The organism is Bacteroides sp. 3_1_13 (assembly GCF_001185845.1).
Lineage (GTDB): Bacteria > Bacteroidota > Bacteroidia > Bacteroidales > Bacteroidaceae > Bacteroides > Bacteroides xylanisolvens.
In genome coordinates, this window is record NZ_KQ236955.1 from 786,262 (window position 1) to 805,304 (window position 19,043).

Here is a 19,043-nt window from a genome sequence, read left to right on the forward strand (position 1 = left end):
TTTGTCAGCAATCAAACCTAATATGTCAGCAATCTGACCATCGTTTCAGCCGGATATTAGCATCTTTGCACCAAGCTTTACAAGTATAAAGCACATATTACGTTTAACCTTTAAAATGCTAAAACGATGAAAAAAGTAGCACTATTCCTATTTTTATCCGTTTGCTTCGCGCAACAATCCTGTTCGTCGGATTCTGTTGGAACGGAACCGGAGGAAAATCCACAAGACATTCTTTTTAAAGACGATTTCAACTTTTTCGACGAAAAAGTATGGACGAAAGAAACTCATGAACCCGGTTGGACCAATCAAGAGCTACAGGCATACGATGCTGCTCATGTGTCCGTTGGAAAGGACGGGGATAAATCGGTTCTGATTCTTACCGCCGAACGCAAAGGGAATAAAATCTACTCCGGCAGGATCAATTCAAAAGGGAAAAAGAGTTTCAAGTATCGCAAGATAGAAGCAAGCATCAAGCTTCCCAAGACTAACGGCGGACTGTGGCCTGCGTTCTGGATGATGGGAGATAACGACAAAGAATGGCCGGCATGCGGAGAGATCGACATTATGGAAATGGGAGAACAGAGCGGAATGGCTGCGGGCGATTCGGAAAAACAAGTGAACACCGCCATTCACTATGGCCCTAGCGCAGCGGCTCACGAACAGCAATACTACAAAGCCAATGTTGCCAACAGCCTGCAAGACGGCAATTATCACACCTACTCTCTGGATTGGGATGAAAACAACCTGACAATATCCGTCGACAACGTCAAGTTTCATACGTTCGACATTAGCTCGAACACATACTTTCATGACAACTTCTACATCCTGTTCAACCTCGCCGTGGGAGGTGCGTTTACAGGAATTACCGATATTAATAAACTGACGGGCCTGAAAGACGGTCAGAAAGTGAATATGTACATCGACTGGGTGAAAATATTATAGGAATCTTAAATATACATGCTATGAATATGGAAAAATGTAAGTATCTACTGTTTTGCGGAACACTCGCCCTTTGGATGGCGGGAAGTTTCCAGCAAGTGTATGCAGCAACGGAACCAAGTTCTCAGGCTATTCAACAACAAAGCAACAAGGTAACCGGAAAAGTGAGCGATGCCACAGGTCCCATCATTGGGGCTTCCGTAGTGGAGAAAGGAACTGCCAACGGAACGATTACCGATCTGGATGGAAATTTCAGTTTGAATGTAAAAGCGGGAGCTACGCTCGTTGTCAGCTACGTGGGTTATAAATCCGAAGAAGTAAAAGCGGGAAGAGGTCCTTTGAACATCACCTTGAAAGAGGATGCCAAAGCATTGGATGAAGTGGTAGTCACCGCCCTTGGCATCAAGAGAGAGCGCAAAGCGTTGGGCTACGGCATTGATGAAGTGAAAGGTGAAGCCTTGACCAAAGCGAAAGAGACGAATCTTATCAACTCCATGGCAGGACGTGTGCCGGGCTTGGTAGTCAGCCAGACCGCCGGTGGTCCTTCCGGTTCTACGCGCGTTATTCTGCGAGGCAGTACCGAAATGACCGGCAATAACCAACCTCTTTATGTAGTGGACGGCGTACCTTTGGACAACACTAATTTCGGCAGTGCCGGCACAAACGGAGGCTTCGACTTGGGCGACGGTATTTCGAGCATCAATGCCGATGACGTAGAAAACATGTCGGTATTGAAAGGCCCTGCGGCATCCGCACTTTATGGTAGCCGTGCCAGCCACGGTGTTATCTTGATTACAACCAAGCGAGCCAACAAGGATAAAATCAGCGTGGAATATAACGGAACACTGACTTTCGATACCCAACTTGCCAAATGGGACGAAGTTCAACAGATATACGGTATGGGAAGCAATGGTACTTATAGCTATGATGCCATATCCAACACAAACAAAAGTTGGGGCCCAAAAGCGGACGGTTCAAACATGCTGAAGTATTTCGACGGCGTGGAACGCCCTTTCCTCATTGTCCCCGACAATACGTCCAACTTCTTCCGCACGGGTATCACCGCCACCAACTCCGCCATCATAGGTGTGAACAGCGGAAAAACCGGAATTCGCTTTACCTATACGGACATGCGCAATAAAGACATTGTTCCCCAAACGCACATGAGCCGTGACATTTTCAACCTGCGCGCCAATACGTCTGCAGGAAAGGTAGACTTGGATTTCAGCGTCAACTATACACGGGAAGACGTGAAGAACCGTCCGGCTCTGGGCGACAGCAAGTCCAATATCGGTAAAAACCTGATGACCCTTGCCACCACCTACGACCAGGAATGGTTGCAAACCTATCAGACTGCCGACGGCGAATATTCCAACTGGAACGGTATGGATCCCTACAACGTGAATCCGTATTGGGATATCTATAAGAACTTCAATAAATCCAAAAAAGATTTGTTCCGCATGAACGGCAAGGCCGTATGGAACATCGACCCACATCTGAAACTTCAAGCAACATTGGGCGCCGAACTCAACTGGTTCACGTTCGATGATTACAAAGCACCTACCACTCCCGGATTCGAAGCCGGAAGACTTCAAAACAGTGCTTTCCGCAACCGCATGTACAACTTTGAAGTGTTGGCTCTCTACAACAACCATTGGGGTGATTTCGATTTCAACGCTACGTTAGGCGGCAATGTATATAAGGTGAACAACCAGACCACCGTTACCACCGCTCAAGACATGAAGATACGCGATGTCCCTTCATTGACGAGCTTCAACGAGATCAGTGTAGTGCCCGGCAGTTACCGCAAGCAGATTAATTCGGTTTACGGAGCAGTGAACGTGGGATGGAAACACATGCTTTACCTCGATGCTACGTTGCGTGGCGACCAATCGTCTACCCTTCCCACTGGCAACAACATGTATATGTATCCTTCTTTCTCCGGTAGCTTTGTATTCTCCGAGCTGACAAAACTGGGCGACCTCCTGCCTTACGGAAAGTTACGTATGTCATGGGCCCAAGTAGGTAGCGATACCGATCCTTATCAATTGGGACTCGTCTATACGAAATCCAAATATGCTTATCCCGGATATACCATCGGATATATCGATAACGGAACCATCCCCAACAAAAACTTGAAACCAACCAAAACAAACTCCGTGGAAATGGGATTGGAATTGAAATTCCTGAAGAACCGTATCGGACTGGATTTCACCTACTATTCTCAAATCAGTAAAAACCAAATTATGGGAATGGCAAGTTCCTGGACAACCGGTTATAACTATCGCTTGATTAATGCCGGCAAGATAGAAAACAAAGGTATTGAAATTGCCCTTAGCACACGACCGATTCAAACACGCGATTTTTCCTGGGACATTAATCTGAACTTCTCCAAAAACAGCAACAAGGTAAAAGAACTGGATGGCGAATCGGATATGTTTGAACTGGAAAAAGCATCTTGGCTCGACGTTCAGGTGGCCGCTAAGGTAGGCGAGAACTTTGGTTCTATTGTAGGCCCGGACTTCCAACGGAACGAAAAGGGAGATATTCTGATTGACCCGCAAACCGGTCTGCCGCAATATGACAAGAGCAACCACGTATTGGGTAATGCCTCTTGGGACTGGACAGGTGGATTGCTTACCAACTTTACCTACAAGAATCTTTCGCTGGTAGCGGTATTTGATGTGAAAGTAGGCGCCGACCTCTATTCTATGTCTGCCCGTGCTGCTTACGAATCGGGTAAAAGTCCGGAGACATTGGCAGGACGCGACGCCTGGTATCGCTCGGAAGAAGAAAGATTGGCAGCCGGCATTGCGAAAGGAGCCGATAACTGGAAGCCGACAGGCGGATTCGTTGCTCCAGGTGTCATCGACAACGGTGATGGAACGTATCGCCCCAACGACATCTACATCAATCCGGAAGACTACTGGATGAGCGTTTGCCGTAATGCACCTTCTATGTTTATTTACGACAACTCATACGTAAAATGCCGTGAGCTGACGTTGAGTTATAATGTACCCAAATCCTGGCTGAAGAATGTAGTAAGCGGACTGACCGTTTCGTTCGTTGCCCGCAATCCGTTCATCGTATGGAAGAATATCCCGAATATCGACCCGGATTCCAACTACAACAATACCACCGGTATGGGACTTGAATACGGTTCGTTGCCTTCACGCAGAAGCTATGGTTTTAATGTAAATGTGAAATTCTAAAAAGATATATCATGAGACAATCTAAATACATCACAATCATCACGATGGCATGTGCCCTGTTTTTCGCTTCTTGCAGCGATGAATACATGGAAAACATGAATACCGACCCTTCCAAGGCCGCTACCATCGACCCGAATGCGCAGCTCACCACTGCCCAACTGCAAACGTACGGAGACCTTAGTATGATGGAAATCTACCGTAACTACCATTATGCATTCACCCAACAACTGATGGGATGTTGGAACACCACCAACTACGGCGGACGCCATACGCTAGACAATAATGAAATGAGCCGTATCTGGACATCGTTCTACACTCAATCCCTGAAGAATATCATTGATGCTCAATATCGCACAGCCGAAGATGCAGAGAAAGTGAACATCAACTCTGTGCTCCGCATTTATCGGGTTTATCTTATGTCTATCATCACCGACACTTACGGAGACGCTCCTTTCAGTGAAGCCGGCCTGGGATTCCTCGAAGGAAAGTTCAATCCGAAGTATGACAAACAGGAAGATATTTACAACGCTTTCTTTCTGGAGCTGGAAGATGCCGTCAATAAAATCGATCCGACCAAAGATAAAGTGACAGGTGACCTCATCTATGCCGGTGACGTAACTAAATGGCAACAACTGGCAAACTCGCTTCGCCTACGTTTTGCCATGCGAATCTCCAATGTCAATCCTACAAAGGCACAAACGGAATTTGAAAATGCTTTGGTTGCCAATGGGGGTGTGATAACGGACGCCTCAAGCGATGCGCTCATCAAATACATGACAATCGCATTTAGTTTCGGACAAGAAGCTTACTCTGATTATCGCGGAAATTCATTGTCACAGTTATTGTTCGGCAACGACCCCGCTAATAATCCAAGTTACCTCTGCTCCACTTTCTTTAATCAGCTACGCCAATCCGGTGACCCTCGTACATTCAAAATTTCCCGTTGTTATTATGACGGGCTGATGAGTGCCACCAGTCCCGACAATCGTGTCGACATCACCCAGGAGATGATTGAAAAAGGGATTGATTTCAGTCCGCGCAACCCGGGTGCCTACTCGTGGGAGCCATGGCCTACAGGATACGACAGCGATATTTGTAAGGAATTAGCCGTTAACAACCCTTCTGTTACAGCAACCATGGCTCGTGAAGTGGAACCCAAACTTGCCAATAATTTCCTAAAAAGCGACAATCCGGGCGTAGTGATGACCTCTGCAGAAGTGAAGTTCCTGATGGCAGAAGCTACTGTGAAAAAATGGAATGTCGGCAGTGTGTCGGCAGAAGATCTTTACAAGCAAGGAGTGCGTGCAGCTATGGATTTCCTGACAGACAACTACGGTTGCACGGCTACTACTGATGCAGAGTTTGATGCATTCATTCAAGGTAGAGGGACGTTCGGACATACGGACAATCAGAAACTTGAAGCTATCAATACACAGGCCTGGATTCTTCACTTCACCAATCCTGCCGAATGTTGGGCAAACGTGCGTCGTTCCGGTTATCCGAAGTTGAAATCACCGGCAGAATATGGGTTCGGACAATATCTCACCGGTGGAACGGAAATTCCGGTACGTCTCTGCTATCCTGTATTGGAATCTTCCTATAATAAGAAAAGCTACAATGAAGCCATCGAGCGCATGGGAGGAACAGATAATTGGCACAGCCTTCTGTGGTGGGATACTGAAAACTAACTATTAAACAATCATCCATTATGAAAAAGATATATATTGCACTATTTGCCCTACTCGCTGTAGGCTCCACATTTACTGCATGCACCGAGGAAGAGCCGTTCGCTACGGTGACGGAAAATGATGATCCGCATATCCTTGCCCCGGTATTCCCTGACAGAACGAACGGCCAATTGGCTACATTCGCCAACATCAGCCGGGATGCGAACTTATCCATCGCGCTGACCGTGACTCCGAAAGATTACACCACAGTAACCTGGTTCATTGATGGGCAGGAAGTGGAATCGGGTACCGACTCCGACAAAGAAATCAACCGTAGTCTGAAAGCCGGTACGTATAATTTGAAAATAGAAGTAGAAACTGTGAAAGGGAAGAAGACTTCCCGTGAAGGATTAGTGGTGGTCAATCCGTTGGCTGATGACCCTCAATCTAAAGAAGTAGCCTTTGAGAGAATTGTATCTCCCGGTAAGACTGCCCGTTTATATGGCAGTAATTTACAGAACGTAACAGCCATCCTCTTGGGAGGAAACACAATCACCGATCCTACTTATGTTGAATCGGAAGACGAGAACTATCTGGAATACATCGTTCCGACAGGCGTAAGCGAAGGCGATTACCGTATCGTTCTGCAAGATGCCGCCGGCAATGAATATGGAGCCGACATGGTGAAAGTGACCAATGCTTCTCTTGTCATTTCGGGGGCTAACCGGGCTACTGCCAACGTGGACTGGACCATTTCCGGTATCAATCTTGAAAACATCGCTTCTCTAACTATCGGCGGACAGACGGTGTCTCAATTCAGCTATCAATCTTCTACGGAAGTTACGCTGACTTGTCCGGATTTGTCTGATGGAAGCTATACGCTGACAGGCAAAACCCGTAGCGGAGAGGCTGTGCAGTTCTTAAACGATAATGCTACGACTACCGAGCAGACTGTTATTATATCTACTGAAATAACGCTTTGGTCAGGACATCATTACGTTTCATGGGATATGCCGGAAGGTGATCCCAACAGAACTTTTAATTTGATTCCGATGGATGCGTTTACCGGTATTACAGCCGGATCGACACTAAAAGTTGTCTACTCCATAGAACCTACTGCCGAATATCATCAGATGCGACTTGCTACCGGCAATTGGTCGTACTTCACAGACCCGATAAACTTCTCGGAAAACGGTGAATACGCACTGACACTGACCCAAGACATGCTGAATATGATTCAAGCTGAAAACGGATTCATCTGTGTAGGACATGGCTATTATGTAGATTTGGTAACCGTGAAATAATGTTCCTAAGTAAGTTTAAAAATCATTCATACCATAAGTATCTGTCATTCTTCGGGTTAAATCCATCTGAATGACAGATTACATAAACGATGCTACTTAAAAACAAATCATAATGAAACTAAGAAATATTATATTAATGACCGCATCTATCGCAATGACTGCCTGTTCCAAACAGGCAGTTCCCACTGCCATTCCTGAAGACGCAAAAATAGAACAACAAGTGGAAGAGCTTCTATCAAAAATGGATCTTGACGCCAAGATAGGGCAAATGACCGAGCTTGCTATTGATGTATTAGGAGAGACGATAAATGGAGAATTCCAATTGGACGAGGCAAAACTCCACAAAGCGATTGCTGAATACAAGGTAGGTTCGTTTCTCAATGCTCCCGGCCCGGTAGCACAAAACCCTGAAAAGTGGAACGAGATTATCGGTCGAATACAAGAACTGTCGATGACGGAGATTGGTATTCCATGTATCTACGGCCTGGATCAGAATCATGGTACTACCTATACATTGGGCGGCACGCTCTTTCCTCAAAATATCAATATGGGTGCTGCCTTCAATCCGGATTTGACATACGAAGCGGCACGTGTAACAGCTTATGAGACAAGGGCTAGCAATTGTCCCTGGACATACTCCCCCACCGTCGATATGGCACGTGATCCCCGTTGGCCACGTGTATGGGAAAATTATGGAGAAGACTGTTTAGTCAATGCCATTATGGGCAGCACTGCTGTCCGAGGCTTCCAAGGAGATGATCCTAACCATATTCCCGCCGACCGAATCGCCACCTCCGTGAAACATTACATGGGATACAGCATGCCACGTACCGGTAAAGACCGCACACCGGCTTATATATCGGTTTCCGAACTGCGTGAGAAATGTTTTGCACCGTTCAAGGCTTGTGTGGAAGCAGGTGCACTGACTATAATGGTCAACAGTGGTTCCATCAACGGAAAGCCTGTGCACGCCGACCGCGAACTCCTTACACAATGGCTGAAAGAAGACTTAGGATGGGACGGAATGTTAATCACCGACTGGGCGGACATCAACAATCTTTATACCCGCGAACATGTGGCGGCGGACAAGAAAGAAGCCATCGAAATAGCAATCAATGCAGGTATAGACATGGCTATGGAACCGTATGATCTCAATTATTGTACACTACTAAAAGAGTTAGTGCAAGAGAAGAAAATACCCATGAGCCGTATTGACGATGCCGTCCGCCGGGTGCTTAGACTTAAATTCCGTCTGGGTCTGTTCGATCATCCGAACACTTTATTGAAAGATTATCCTCTCTTCGGCAGCAAGGAGCATGCACTTATCGCACTTCATGCAGCCGAAGAATCGGAAATATTGCTAAAAAATAAAGATAATATTCTTCCGCTTCCTCAAGGAAAAAAGATATTGGTAACCGGTCCGAACGCCAACTCCATGCGTTGCTTGAACGGCGGTTGGAGCTATTCGTGGCAAGGACATCTGACCGATAGATTTGCCGACAAATATAACACCATTTACGAAGCAATCTGCAACAAATTCGGAGCCGATCATGTCCGTTTGGAACAAGGCGTAACCTACAAACCCGAAGGGGCTTACATGGAAGAAAATGAACCGGAGATTGAGAAAGCTGTGACCGCCGCCCGCAACGTGGATATTATTATCGCCTGCATCGGTGAAAATTCGTATTGCGAAACACCCGGTAATCTTTCAGAACTTGCTATCTCCGCCAACCAAAGCAAACTGGTAAAGGCACTTTCCGCTACGGGAAAACCGATCATCCTGATACTCAATGAGGGTCGTCCCCGCATTATCAACGACTTGGAGCCATTGGCTGATGCTATTATTGACATTCTATTACCCGGAAACTATGGTGGTGATGCATTAGCGAACATTCTGGCAGGAGACGTGAACCCCAGTGCCAAGATGCCTTACACATATCCGCGACACGAAGCAGCACTGACTACCTACGATTATCGGGTGAGTGAAGAGATGGACAAAATGGAAGGAGCTTATGACTACAATGCAGTAGTCTCCGTTCAATGGCCTTTCGGATACGGATTGAGCTACACCACTTTCGAATACAGCAACTTCCAAACGGACAAATCTTCGTTTACCACAGGAGATGATTTGCACTTTTCCATAGACGTAACCAATACCGGTAAATATGCCGGAAAAGAAGTTGTCATGCTATTCAGCAGTGATCTTGTGGCCTCGCTTACTCCCGAAAACCGCCGGTTACGAGCCTTCAAAAAGGTGGAACTGCAACCGGGCGAAACCCAAACTGTCACTCTATCCGTCAAAGGCAGTGACTTGGCTTTTGTCAATTCCGACGGGCAATGGGTACTGGAACAAGGAGATTTCCGTATGCAATGCGGAAATCAAGTATTGACTATTACTTATAAGTAGGTATTTATAAATAAATGCGCATTATTAATGCATACACTCCCGACAATAACTCTATGAGACACTGCGTTACTTTGTGGTGAACTCAAATTATCATCTAACCGGCTGAACAGCCTCAAACGGCTGTTCAACCAAACTTAAACAACCGCTCCTCTTGATCCAAACGACCGTATGTCTACAACAAAAAGACAAACGTTTGAGTCCAAAGGAGCGGTTGTTTTTATCTGGAGGAAAGCGGCATTATTACAAAGGATATTCCTCAAAAGCATACAAAATGGTAGATAAATAACGTTCGCCTGTATCGGGTAATAATGCAACAATCATTTTCCCGGCATTTTCCGGTCGCTTCGCCAGTTCCGTAGCAGCATATACAGCCGCTCCTGAAGATATGCCTACCAACAAACCTTCCTGTTTGGCTAATTCACGACTCGTACGAATGGCATCGTCATTCTGCACCTGAATAATCTCATCTACGATAGAAGCCTTGTACGTTTTAGGAACAAACCCTGCACCGATTCCCTGAATCTTATGCGGACCTGGTTTACCTCCCGATAGTACCGGAGAATCAGAAGGTTCTACTGCCACAATCTTTATACTCGGATCACGCATCTTCAGCGCTTCACCTACACCGCTAACTGTCCCGCCAGTACCTACTCCGGCCACAAAGATATCGACTTTCCCCTCGGTATCTCTCCATATTTCCAGACCAGTAGTCCGTAAATGCATGGCGGGGTTAGCAGGATTCTCAAATTGTTGTAAGATGACAGCTCCCGGAGTGACCGCTTTCAGTTCTTCAGCTTTGGCAATGGCTCCTTTCATACCATCTGCACCAGGAGTCAATACTAATTCCGCACCTAAAGCTTTCAGAAGATTACGCCGTTCGATACTCATGGTATCGGGCATCGTCAGAATCAGTTTATAGCCTTTAGCTGCCGAAACAAAAGCCAATCCCACGCCGGTATTCCCGCTGGTCGGTTCAATGATAGTCGCTCCGGGATGCAAAATTCCTTTCGTTTCTGCATCCTCAATCATAGCCAATGCTATGCGGTCCTTCACGCTTCCTGCCGGATTGAAAGATTCAATCTTTACAATCAGACGAGCTTTCAGGTCGTTACTTGTATTATAGTTACTAAGTTCCAATAACGGAGTATTACCTACCAAATCCGTCAATTTTCTTGCTATCTTTTCCATATATATCTGTTTTAAATTTCTCTTGTTTTAATATATGACAAAGATAGTGCGGATTCTGTTCAGGGTAAATACCATATATGTGGTAAATTCATACCACATATATCTGACTTCTTGCCAGAACAATATATCATTTGAATCTCTTCACATAATCTGCAATCAGACAACATGCCGGGCCGAGTACCTGACCATGATCGAATCCTTGCATTTCATACAAAGTCACCTTCTTGTTACCTATACTTTTCAAGACAGCTTCTAACAACGCATTTTCTTCATATCTTGCCGCCATCTCCAAATGTTTATCTCCCGTAATCAACACGAGAGGAGCAGTTTCCTTGCGGGCCTTATTTACCGGAGCATACTCATCAACCACCGGAATACCGTCAGGCAAACCGCGTTCCTTACGAATAGTGAAATGTGTCACCGTCTGACCACTCACCGGAAGATAAGCAGCTACACTATCGGCATCTGCTCCGTATGCTGCCATGTACTTTTTATCCATTGCCAGAATCAACGAAAGATAACCTCCCGCAGAATGACCGGAAACAAAAATATGATCCTTACGACCACCATACTTTTCAATATTCTTGAAAACCCATGCCACAGCTTCAGCCGCATCTTCGATGTAAGCCGGATTCTTTGCTTTCGGACTCAAACGGTAATTCACCGCCACTACTGCAAACCCTTGTTCTCTCAATTCTTTGTGAATAAATTTATTTCCACCTTCCATACCACCTCCATGAAACCAGACGATAGTTGAGAAATCCTTCTTGTTTTCAGGATAATAAATATCCAGTTTACAACGTTCCAGACGATAGATGTCCGTTTCGGAACCGGAGATATAAGATATATCTTTGTTTGTGTGATAAGCATTTTGTGCTTGAGCAATGCAAGCACAAAGTAAAAAGAGAAGAAAGCAAATCTTTTTCATGATCTTATTTATTTCAGTATTTCGTATTCTTTCCAATATATGACTATCCATATTTCTAATAAAATGCAATATTACGAAATCTTGATAAGAATAAAAAACGAAATATTTATTACGATACACCCATCCGGAAATTACTTAGTAAAAAAACAAAGATTTGTATAACATCAGATACATAACAAACAAAAAACATGTGGAAGATACACATAAACGAAGAATAGTGAAAATATATTAATATTACACTCTTTATTACAGCATTATCTTAAAAAATATCTTTATTTACATACACTATTCTTCCAGCTGTGCTGAATATAGTAATGATAATTATTTTTCATGGACAATAATGAACTAATAAGTGCAATTAGAGATAGCTCTGAAAGAGCTTTCCAAATAGTATTCAATAAATATTACCAGGGATTAGTACGCTTTGCCTGTTCATATACTGAAAATTCGGATGCAGCTGAAAATATTGTCCAGGATTCATTTGTTGTATTGTGGGAAAAGCGGGAAATACTGGAAGAAGATTCAAATCTCCATGCATTACTTGTACAGATAGTAAAATTAAAAGTATGGAACTATATTGAGAAACAACGTAGAAGAGTACTAGTAGAAAAAAGTTTATACGATAACGCAGTGCGGGAAATGAATCTTAAACTCTATACACTGGATTCCATTAACACAACTTCCTTGTATATCGAAGACATAAAAAAGATAATTGAGGAAACCCTAACCGAATTGCCGGAACTGACACAAATTATTTTCCGGATGAGCCGGGAAGAATACTTATCCAACAAAGAAATAGCACAAAGGGTAAATTTATCCGAAAAAAGCATCGAATTCCATATCTCAAAGGCAATCAAGCAATTACGTTTATCTTTATCCCCATATCTAAGATTTCTTCTATTTTTCTAAAAAAAATATCTTCTTTTTTTAGGGGAACATTGTTTTCGCAAAATATATATATGTTAGGTACTAATATACATATATTATGAATGATAATAAAATATTTAAATACATCTTGGGACATGCGACCCGGGAAGAAAAAGAAGAATTCCTGAACTGGATCGATGAATCGGATGATAATAAGCAATATTACAAGAAGATTCGTAAGGTGTGGGACATGTCTCTTATTACAGCAGATTATGTAGACAATCCGTACGAAACTGATTTTGAGATTATCAGAAAAAGGACTATTGGTAAAAACAAACATGAATCATTCAAGCACAGGAAATTACAGCATACTCTTGAAACAATAGGTAAAATAGCAGCAGTTGCTATAGTAGCAGTACTCCTTTCTTATTTCTATTTTTCAACAAGTATGGAGAGAAATCCTGTGAGTTACAACACAATTGAAATTCCTGTAGGCAATCAAGCTAAAATAACTCTGCCAGACGGTTCTGTTGCATGGCTTAATTCGGGAACAACGCTAAAATACCCAGAGCAATTCACCGGCAAGGACAGAACAGTGCAATTAAACGGAGAAGGTTGGTTTGATATAACAAAAAATAAGGAGAAGCCTTTTATTGTAAAGACCCCGCTACACTCTATCAGGGTTTTAGGAACAACGTTCAATGTATATGCTTATGAAGAAAGCAATCATTTTGAAACGACCTTGTTCGAAGGATCTATTATTCTAAATAATAACGAAAAAGACATCCTTAAGATGAAACCCGGACAGCAAGCTATATATGATAAAACAACACAGAAAATGACTGTTTATAACAATAAGGAAATAAAAAACGCCTCATCATGGATATCAGGATATAATTCATTTTATAAGACCCCATTTAACCAGATGCTGGAGCGCTTAGGACAATATTACAACAAAGAGATTATTATTAAAAGATCGGAAATTGCAACCTATGAGTGTACCGGGAAATTCAAGGTGAGTGACTCACTTGAACATATTCTTGATGTAGTAAAAACTACAAAACCTTTCAAATATGAGATAAGCGAACACCAGATAATTATTTATTAATTTTAAAACCTTTTTGCCTATGAAATAATGCCAAACAAAAAAATGAAAGCGGAAAGATGCTGCAACATCTTTCCGCGAGCAAATTATTGAATCAAATCTTGAAAAATTTAAAACAATGAAACAAAGTTATGAAAAAACTTAGACTAATACCAGTTTTCACCAAACAAAAACACTTTCTTCAATTCATTTTATTTATGAAACTATTTATAACCTTTCTTCTGTTAAACACATTCTCCCTTTATGCGATAGATACATACTCACAATCTACAAGGGTAAGTATGCATTTTAATAAAGTGAAGATATCAGAAATATTAAATGACATAGAAACTAAAACCGATTATCTTTTCTTCTACAATCATAAAGATATAAAATCGGACACAAAAGTTTCTATTAATGTTGAAAATAAACCTATATCTGCTATTTTGGACGAAATATTTCAAAACACAGATGTAAAATATTCGATGCTAAATAATCACATCGTTTTATTTGCCGATAATTCTGCCGATAAAAATATGAAATCCCAATCATCCGAACAAACAAGTATTCGAGTTACAGGTACGGTAAGGGATACAAATGGCGAACCATTAGTCGGAGCTAACATAAGTATTAAAGACACAACGATCGGAACAATAACCGATATAGATGGAAACTATTCTATCAACGCTCCAAATGAACAATCTGTATTGCTTTTTTCTATGATTGGATTTATCTCCCAAGAAATAAAAGCAGGAGATCGCAAAAAACTATCATCTGTCACTTTACAAGAGGATCTACAATTACTTGATGAAGTTGTTGTCGTCGGTTACACAACAATCAAAGCAAAAAGAGTAACAGGTGCGATTTCTGATATTAGAAATAAGGAATTAATGCAATCAACAGCAACTAAAACGACAAGTGCATTAATGGGGAAAATTGCAGGGGTTGCAACCCGTCAAGCATCCGGAGGACCTGGAGCAGGCGCAAATATTGAAATTCGAAATTTAGGTACACCTCTTTTTATTATTGATGGCATACAAAAAGATCAGGGGCAATTTGATAATCTGGATCCTACTGACATCGAGTCCGTTACCGTGCTCAAAGATGCGTCAGCAAGTATTTACGGAATCCAAGCATCTAATGGAGTAATTTTAGTTACCACCAAGAGCGGAACATATAAAACATCAAATGCTCTAAACATATCTTTTCGTCAAGGATGGCAAAATTTTACACAATTCCCTGAAATGATGAATGCTGCTCAATGGGTAGATATGCGAGTGGAACAAGATATGAATCTTTATGGCCAAACGAGCTGGACAAGAGAAGAGTATGACAAATGGCAGGCAGGAACTGAACCCGGTTATCAAAGCTTTGACTGGAAAAAATTCATCGTTAGAAAAAATGCTCCTCAATCACACTTTAACATTAATTCTTCCGGTGGTTCCGAAAAAACCAAGTATTATTTGAGTTTCAGCATAACCAATCAGGATGGGATGTTTGATTCTTCCGACTTCAGCAGATATAATATTCAGTCAAATATTGAATCCGAGATAGTAAAAGGATTAAAAGTTGGAATGAATATTAATGGACGGATCGAGCAATTCAAAAGCGTAGCTACAACCGTGGACAGAGATGACCAATATATTTTTAGTGAGGCTATTTTTAGAAACCGCCCGACAGAAAGACCCTATGCAAATGACAATCCCCTATATCCTGCTGATAATGGATCACGAGGGTATGTGAATACGGCAGTTTATACAGGTGCAAATGCCAATCCGGGACATTTAACTGATAAATGGCGTATCATTCAGGGAAATATGAAATTAAGCTATGATTTTTCTTCTATCAAAGCTCTATCTGGGCTTACTGCTACGGCTTTGGCTTCATATTACTATGCGGATAATACTTATGAAAGACAGCAAAAAGATTTTAAACTTTATACTTATGATAAAACTACGGATACCTATACACATACCGGAGGAAGTTATGACAAGAAAAAGAAAAACAGCTTCAACAGCGTTGAGGAATTAATGTTTCGTGTTCAATTAAATTATATCCGTGAATTTAACAAACATGCGATAAATGCTTTCGTAGTAGGTGAAGCTACCGAGAGAAAGAATCCGACTTTCAGTGTAGATTCAAAGCCTACATCAAACAGTTTGCCATTAGTTCGATCAAGCGAATTTACTAATTTAGGTAATGGATATTCAGAAACTTCCCGAGCTGGCTTTTTAGGGATGGTAAATTATGTATTTGATGATAAATACATAATTGAAGTCTCTGGTCGTTACGATGGCTCTTACAAATTTGCCAAAGGAAATCGTTGGGGCTTTTTCCCTTCAGTATTAATGGCATATCGTATTGGCAACGAGAAATTCTGGAAAGATGCAGCTTGGGGGAAAACCATAAACGACCTCAAGATCCGTGCCAGTTATGGAAAAATGGGAGATGATAATGTTGACGCCTTTCTTTTCTTTGATGGTTATAATGCATACAACGGCAGTTATGTGATGGAGGATAATAAAGTAACCATTGGCTTTGCACCCCGGAAAATGCCATCCACTACTTTATCATGGATCAAAACCTCACTTTTTAATGTTGGAGTCGACTTTGGCCTTTTCAATAGTAAAATTACAGGATCTTTTGATTACTTTGTCAGAAACAGAGACGGATTACCGGCTTCGAAAAATGACATTGTACTGCCGAGCGAAGTTGGCTTTGACATGCCTATGTATAATCTGAATGGCGATAAAAATATAGGTTGGGACGCTTCCCTTAAATACAATGGAAGCTATAAGGATCTATCGTATCAAATAGGAGGAAATGTAAGTTTTAGCCGGAGAAAGACCACTAAAGTGTACAACCCAATCTTTTCTACATCATTGAATTATTACAGGGACAATACCGCAAACCGTTGGGAAGGAGGTTTCTGGGGTTACGAAAGTGCCGGACAATTTACCAGCCAGGAACAAATAAATAACTGGAAGATAGACAATGATGGTAAAGGAAACCGAACGATGCGACCGGGCGATATTATTTATAAAGATTTGAATAATGACGGTCGAATCACCGACTTGGATATGAGAAAAATAGGTTATTCAGGTGGGTTACCTCTTTTAAACTACGGTATAAGTATTAATGCCAGCTGGAAAGGTTTTGACATTAATATGTTATGGCAAGGAGCAGGCAAATATCAATATTACAGAGAATGGGAAGTACAAAAACCGGCACCGGGCGATGGCAACAGTGCAGCCATGTTTGCCGACCGTTGGCATAGAGAAGATCCATTCGATCCGAATAGTGCCTGGATACCCGGAAAATATCCGAGTACTGGTTCATGGGCTTCGGGGCAAAACAACAACTATGACAGAGCATCTGATTTTTGGTTGACAAATATCGTTTATCTACGTTTAAAAGAATTAGAGCTGGGGTATACGATTCCTCAACAGATAACCCAAAAAGCTGGTATCAAACGGTTCAGGGTATATTTTAGTGGTACAAACCTGATAACATTCGACAATATCGACATTGTAGATCCGGAGATTGACATTGCTAATGGCGTCACATATCCGCCAACCAAATTAGTGAGTATTGGCTTTAATGCTACATTTTAATTTTGATCAGAAAATAAATTAATATTCATTGAATATGAGAAAAAATATAATATATCGGAGTCTATTAGTATTAATAACTGTTGCACTATTTTCGTGTGAGGACTGGTTGGACAAGCATCCTTACGATGTGGTAAGTTCAGATGAGGTATGGACAGATATAACCACAGCAGAAGGAGTTTTGGCAAATTTATATGACCGTTTAAATACCAGCCCTTTTGATAAAGCTAATATGCAATTGACGGATGAAGCAATGTGGTCCGGTGACCGTGCAGGGCTAAATGATATGCAAAACATACCAGGCAATCAATTCGAATATTGGGATTATACGTATATACGTGATTTAAATCTTTTTATTGAAAAAGCCCAGGCATCTTCGTTAGATGCAAAAAAACAATTGGAAGGAGAAGGCCGGTTTCTACGGGCATATACTTACTTCGAAATGGTTAAACGATTCGGAGGCGTACCATTGGTCATTAAATCGTATGTATATAATGAAAATACGCCTATTGAAGATTACCAACCTGTTAGAGAAACAGAAGCCGGAATTTATGATTTTATTGCATCCGAGATTGATGATATTGTATCCCAGTCCATGTTGCCCGAAACAAAAAATTTCAGAAGGGCTAACAAATGGAGTGCATTAGCCCTAAAAAGCCGTGCAATGCTTTATGCTGGCAGCATAGCAAAATACAATAGCCAAATGGCCGACCCTGTTACTTTGCCCAATGGAGAAGTTGGAATACCTGCCAATCAAGCTCAAAAATATTATCAAGCGTCATGGGATGCAGGTTTAGCTATTATTAAAAGCGAATTATATTCTACTTCTACAGACTACTTTGCTATTTTTGATAAAAAAAGCAATGATGCAATGATAATGGCACGCGATTATGTTTCTCCAGAATACACGCATGATTTTACCATTACAAATACAACGCCTAGTTTGGCCCAGACTACTAATCAGGGAGGAGAAATAACCCCTTTTCTTGAATTTGTAGAGAATTATCAAACACTTGATGGCAAAATTGAAAAATTAAAGGATAAAACCCCGGACGGGACTCCTGTTTATTACGAATCAATGGCTAATATCTTTGCCAATAGAGATAAGCGCCTGGCTGCCACCGTACTTTATAGCGGATCAGAATTCAAAGGAAAAGTAACAAGTATACAGGCAGGACAGAAAGTATGGAACCAGCAAACGGGCAATTATGATTATATAACGGGAATGTCTCTTGGAGACAAAGACGAGAATGAATTATTAATTAGAGGCTTTGATGGTCCATCGGAAGATAAGAATATCACAAACACCGGATTTTATCTAAAAAAGTTTGTTTCAACCAGCTCCGATGCCGGATTATCTGCTGTAAAAGCCAGTAATTATTGGCCTATTTTTCGCTATGCCGAAATTCTACTTAATACGGCAGAAGCCGGATTTGAGTTAGGTAAACCTCAAGCGATTGATTACATTAATGCAATAAGGGAAGATGCCGGTTTTGGTCCTAACAGTCTTGTTTCTTTAACTTTTGAAGATATTATTCAGGAAAGGAAGGTTGAACTTGCATTTGAGGGACATCGCTATTTTGACTTAAAACGTTGGAGATTATCCGAAAAAATAATCAATGGAGTAAAATATCACGGACTGTATCCATATTTGATAGTTCATCCTGGCAATGAAAATCATTTGAAATATACATTTGAAAGAGTAGATCTTAAACGTTTGAGTAGATATAAAGTATTTGAGAGAACAAATTACTATACGTTTATTCCTGGTTTTGCCATAGAAAAAAATCCAAAACTAGTCAAAAATCCGGGACAATAATATAATAAAAAAATCAC

At 41.8% G+C, this 19,043-nt stretch carries 11 protein-coding genes; 9 read left to right on the forward strand and 2 right to left on the reverse strand.

The features are described 5' to 3' along the window. Positions 1 to 126 precede the first annotated feature (126 nt). The 5 genes from HMPREF9009_RS02970 to HMPREF9009_RS02990 all read left to right on the forward strand — a co-directional run bounded on the left by HMPREF9009_RS02970 (position 127) and on the right by HMPREF9009_RS02990 (position 9,529). Positions 127 to 942 (forward strand): glycoside hydrolase family 16 protein, encoded by an 816-nt coding sequence (locus HMPREF9009_RS02970; protein ID WP_049701393.1) that lies wholly within the window; start codon positions 127 to 129, stop codon positions 940 to 942. A gap of 20 nt (positions 943 to 962) precedes the next feature. Beyond that, positions 963 to 4,151 (forward strand): SusC/RagA family TonB-linked outer membrane protein, encoded by a 3,189-nt coding sequence (locus HMPREF9009_RS02975; RefSeq protein ID WP_049701394.1) that lies wholly within the window; start codon positions 963 to 965, stop codon positions 4,149 to 4,151. Positions 4,152 to 4,162: 11 nt separating this feature from the next. Continuing rightward, complete coding sequence (locus tag HMPREF9009_RS02980) at positions 4,163 to 5,839, forward strand: SusD/RagB family nutrient-binding outer membrane lipoprotein (protein ID WP_049701395.1); 1,677 nt, start codon at positions 4,163 to 4,165, stop codon at positions 5,837 to 5,839. A 20-nt stretch (positions 5,840 to 5,859) separates the two neighbouring features. After that, on the forward strand, positions 5,860 to 7,122 hold the full coding sequence (locus HMPREF9009_RS02985) for a hypothetical protein (RefSeq protein WP_049701396.1): 1,263 nt from the start codon (positions 5,860 to 5,862) through the stop codon (positions 7,120 to 7,122). 112 nt (positions 7,123 to 7,234) lie between these two features. Beyond that, complete coding sequence (locus tag HMPREF9009_RS02990; RefSeq protein ID WP_049701397.1) at positions 7,235 to 9,529, forward strand: glycoside hydrolase family 3 N-terminal domain-containing protein; 2,295 nt, start codon at positions 7,235 to 7,237, stop codon at positions 9,527 to 9,529. Positions 9,530 to 9,769: 240 nt separating this feature from the next. Here HMPREF9009_RS02990 and cysK read toward each other — a convergent pair whose 3' ends face one another. After that, positions 9,770 to 10,717, reverse strand: a complete 948-nt coding sequence (gene cysK, locus HMPREF9009_RS02995) for a cysteine synthase A (RefSeq protein ID WP_004317446.1) — start codon at positions 10,715 to 10,717, stop codon at positions 9,770 to 9,772. 127 nt (positions 10,718 to 10,844) lie between these two features. Continuing rightward, positions 10,845 to 11,645 (reverse strand): alpha/beta hydrolase, encoded by an 801-nt coding sequence (locus HMPREF9009_RS03000; RefSeq protein WP_032811930.1) that lies wholly within the window; start codon positions 11,643 to 11,645, stop codon positions 10,845 to 10,847. 330 nt (positions 11,646 to 11,975) lie between these two features. On the opposite strand from HMPREF9009_RS03000, the gene HMPREF9009_RS03005 reads away from it, so the two are divergent. The 4 genes from HMPREF9009_RS03005 to HMPREF9009_RS03020 all read left to right on the forward strand — a co-directional run bounded on the left by HMPREF9009_RS03005 (position 11,976) and on the right by HMPREF9009_RS03020 (position 19,026). Beyond that, positions 11,976 to 12,554, forward strand: coding sequence for an RNA polymerase sigma-70 factor (locus HMPREF9009_RS03005; protein WP_008023465.1), 579 nt, complete (start codon positions 11,976 to 11,978; stop codon positions 12,552 to 12,554). A 76-nt stretch (positions 12,555 to 12,630) separates the two neighbouring features. Continuing rightward, positions 12,631 to 13,620, forward strand: a complete 990-nt coding sequence (locus HMPREF9009_RS03010; RefSeq protein WP_008023466.1) for a FecR family protein — start codon at positions 12,631 to 12,633, stop codon at positions 13,618 to 13,620. Positions 13,621 to 13,748: 128 nt separating this feature from the next. Further along, positions 13,749 to 17,210 (forward strand): TonB-dependent receptor, encoded by a 3,462-nt coding sequence (locus tag HMPREF9009_RS03015; RefSeq protein ID WP_083444138.1) that lies wholly within the window; start codon positions 13,749 to 13,751, stop codon positions 17,208 to 17,210. A 34-nt stretch (positions 17,211 to 17,244) separates the two neighbouring features. Continuing rightward, positions 17,245 to 19,026 (forward strand): RagB/SusD family nutrient uptake outer membrane protein, encoded by a 1,782-nt coding sequence (locus tag HMPREF9009_RS03020; protein ID WP_083444139.1) that lies wholly within the window; start codon positions 17,245 to 17,247, stop codon positions 19,024 to 19,026. The last annotated feature ends 17 nt before the right edge of the window (positions 19,027 to 19,043 follow it).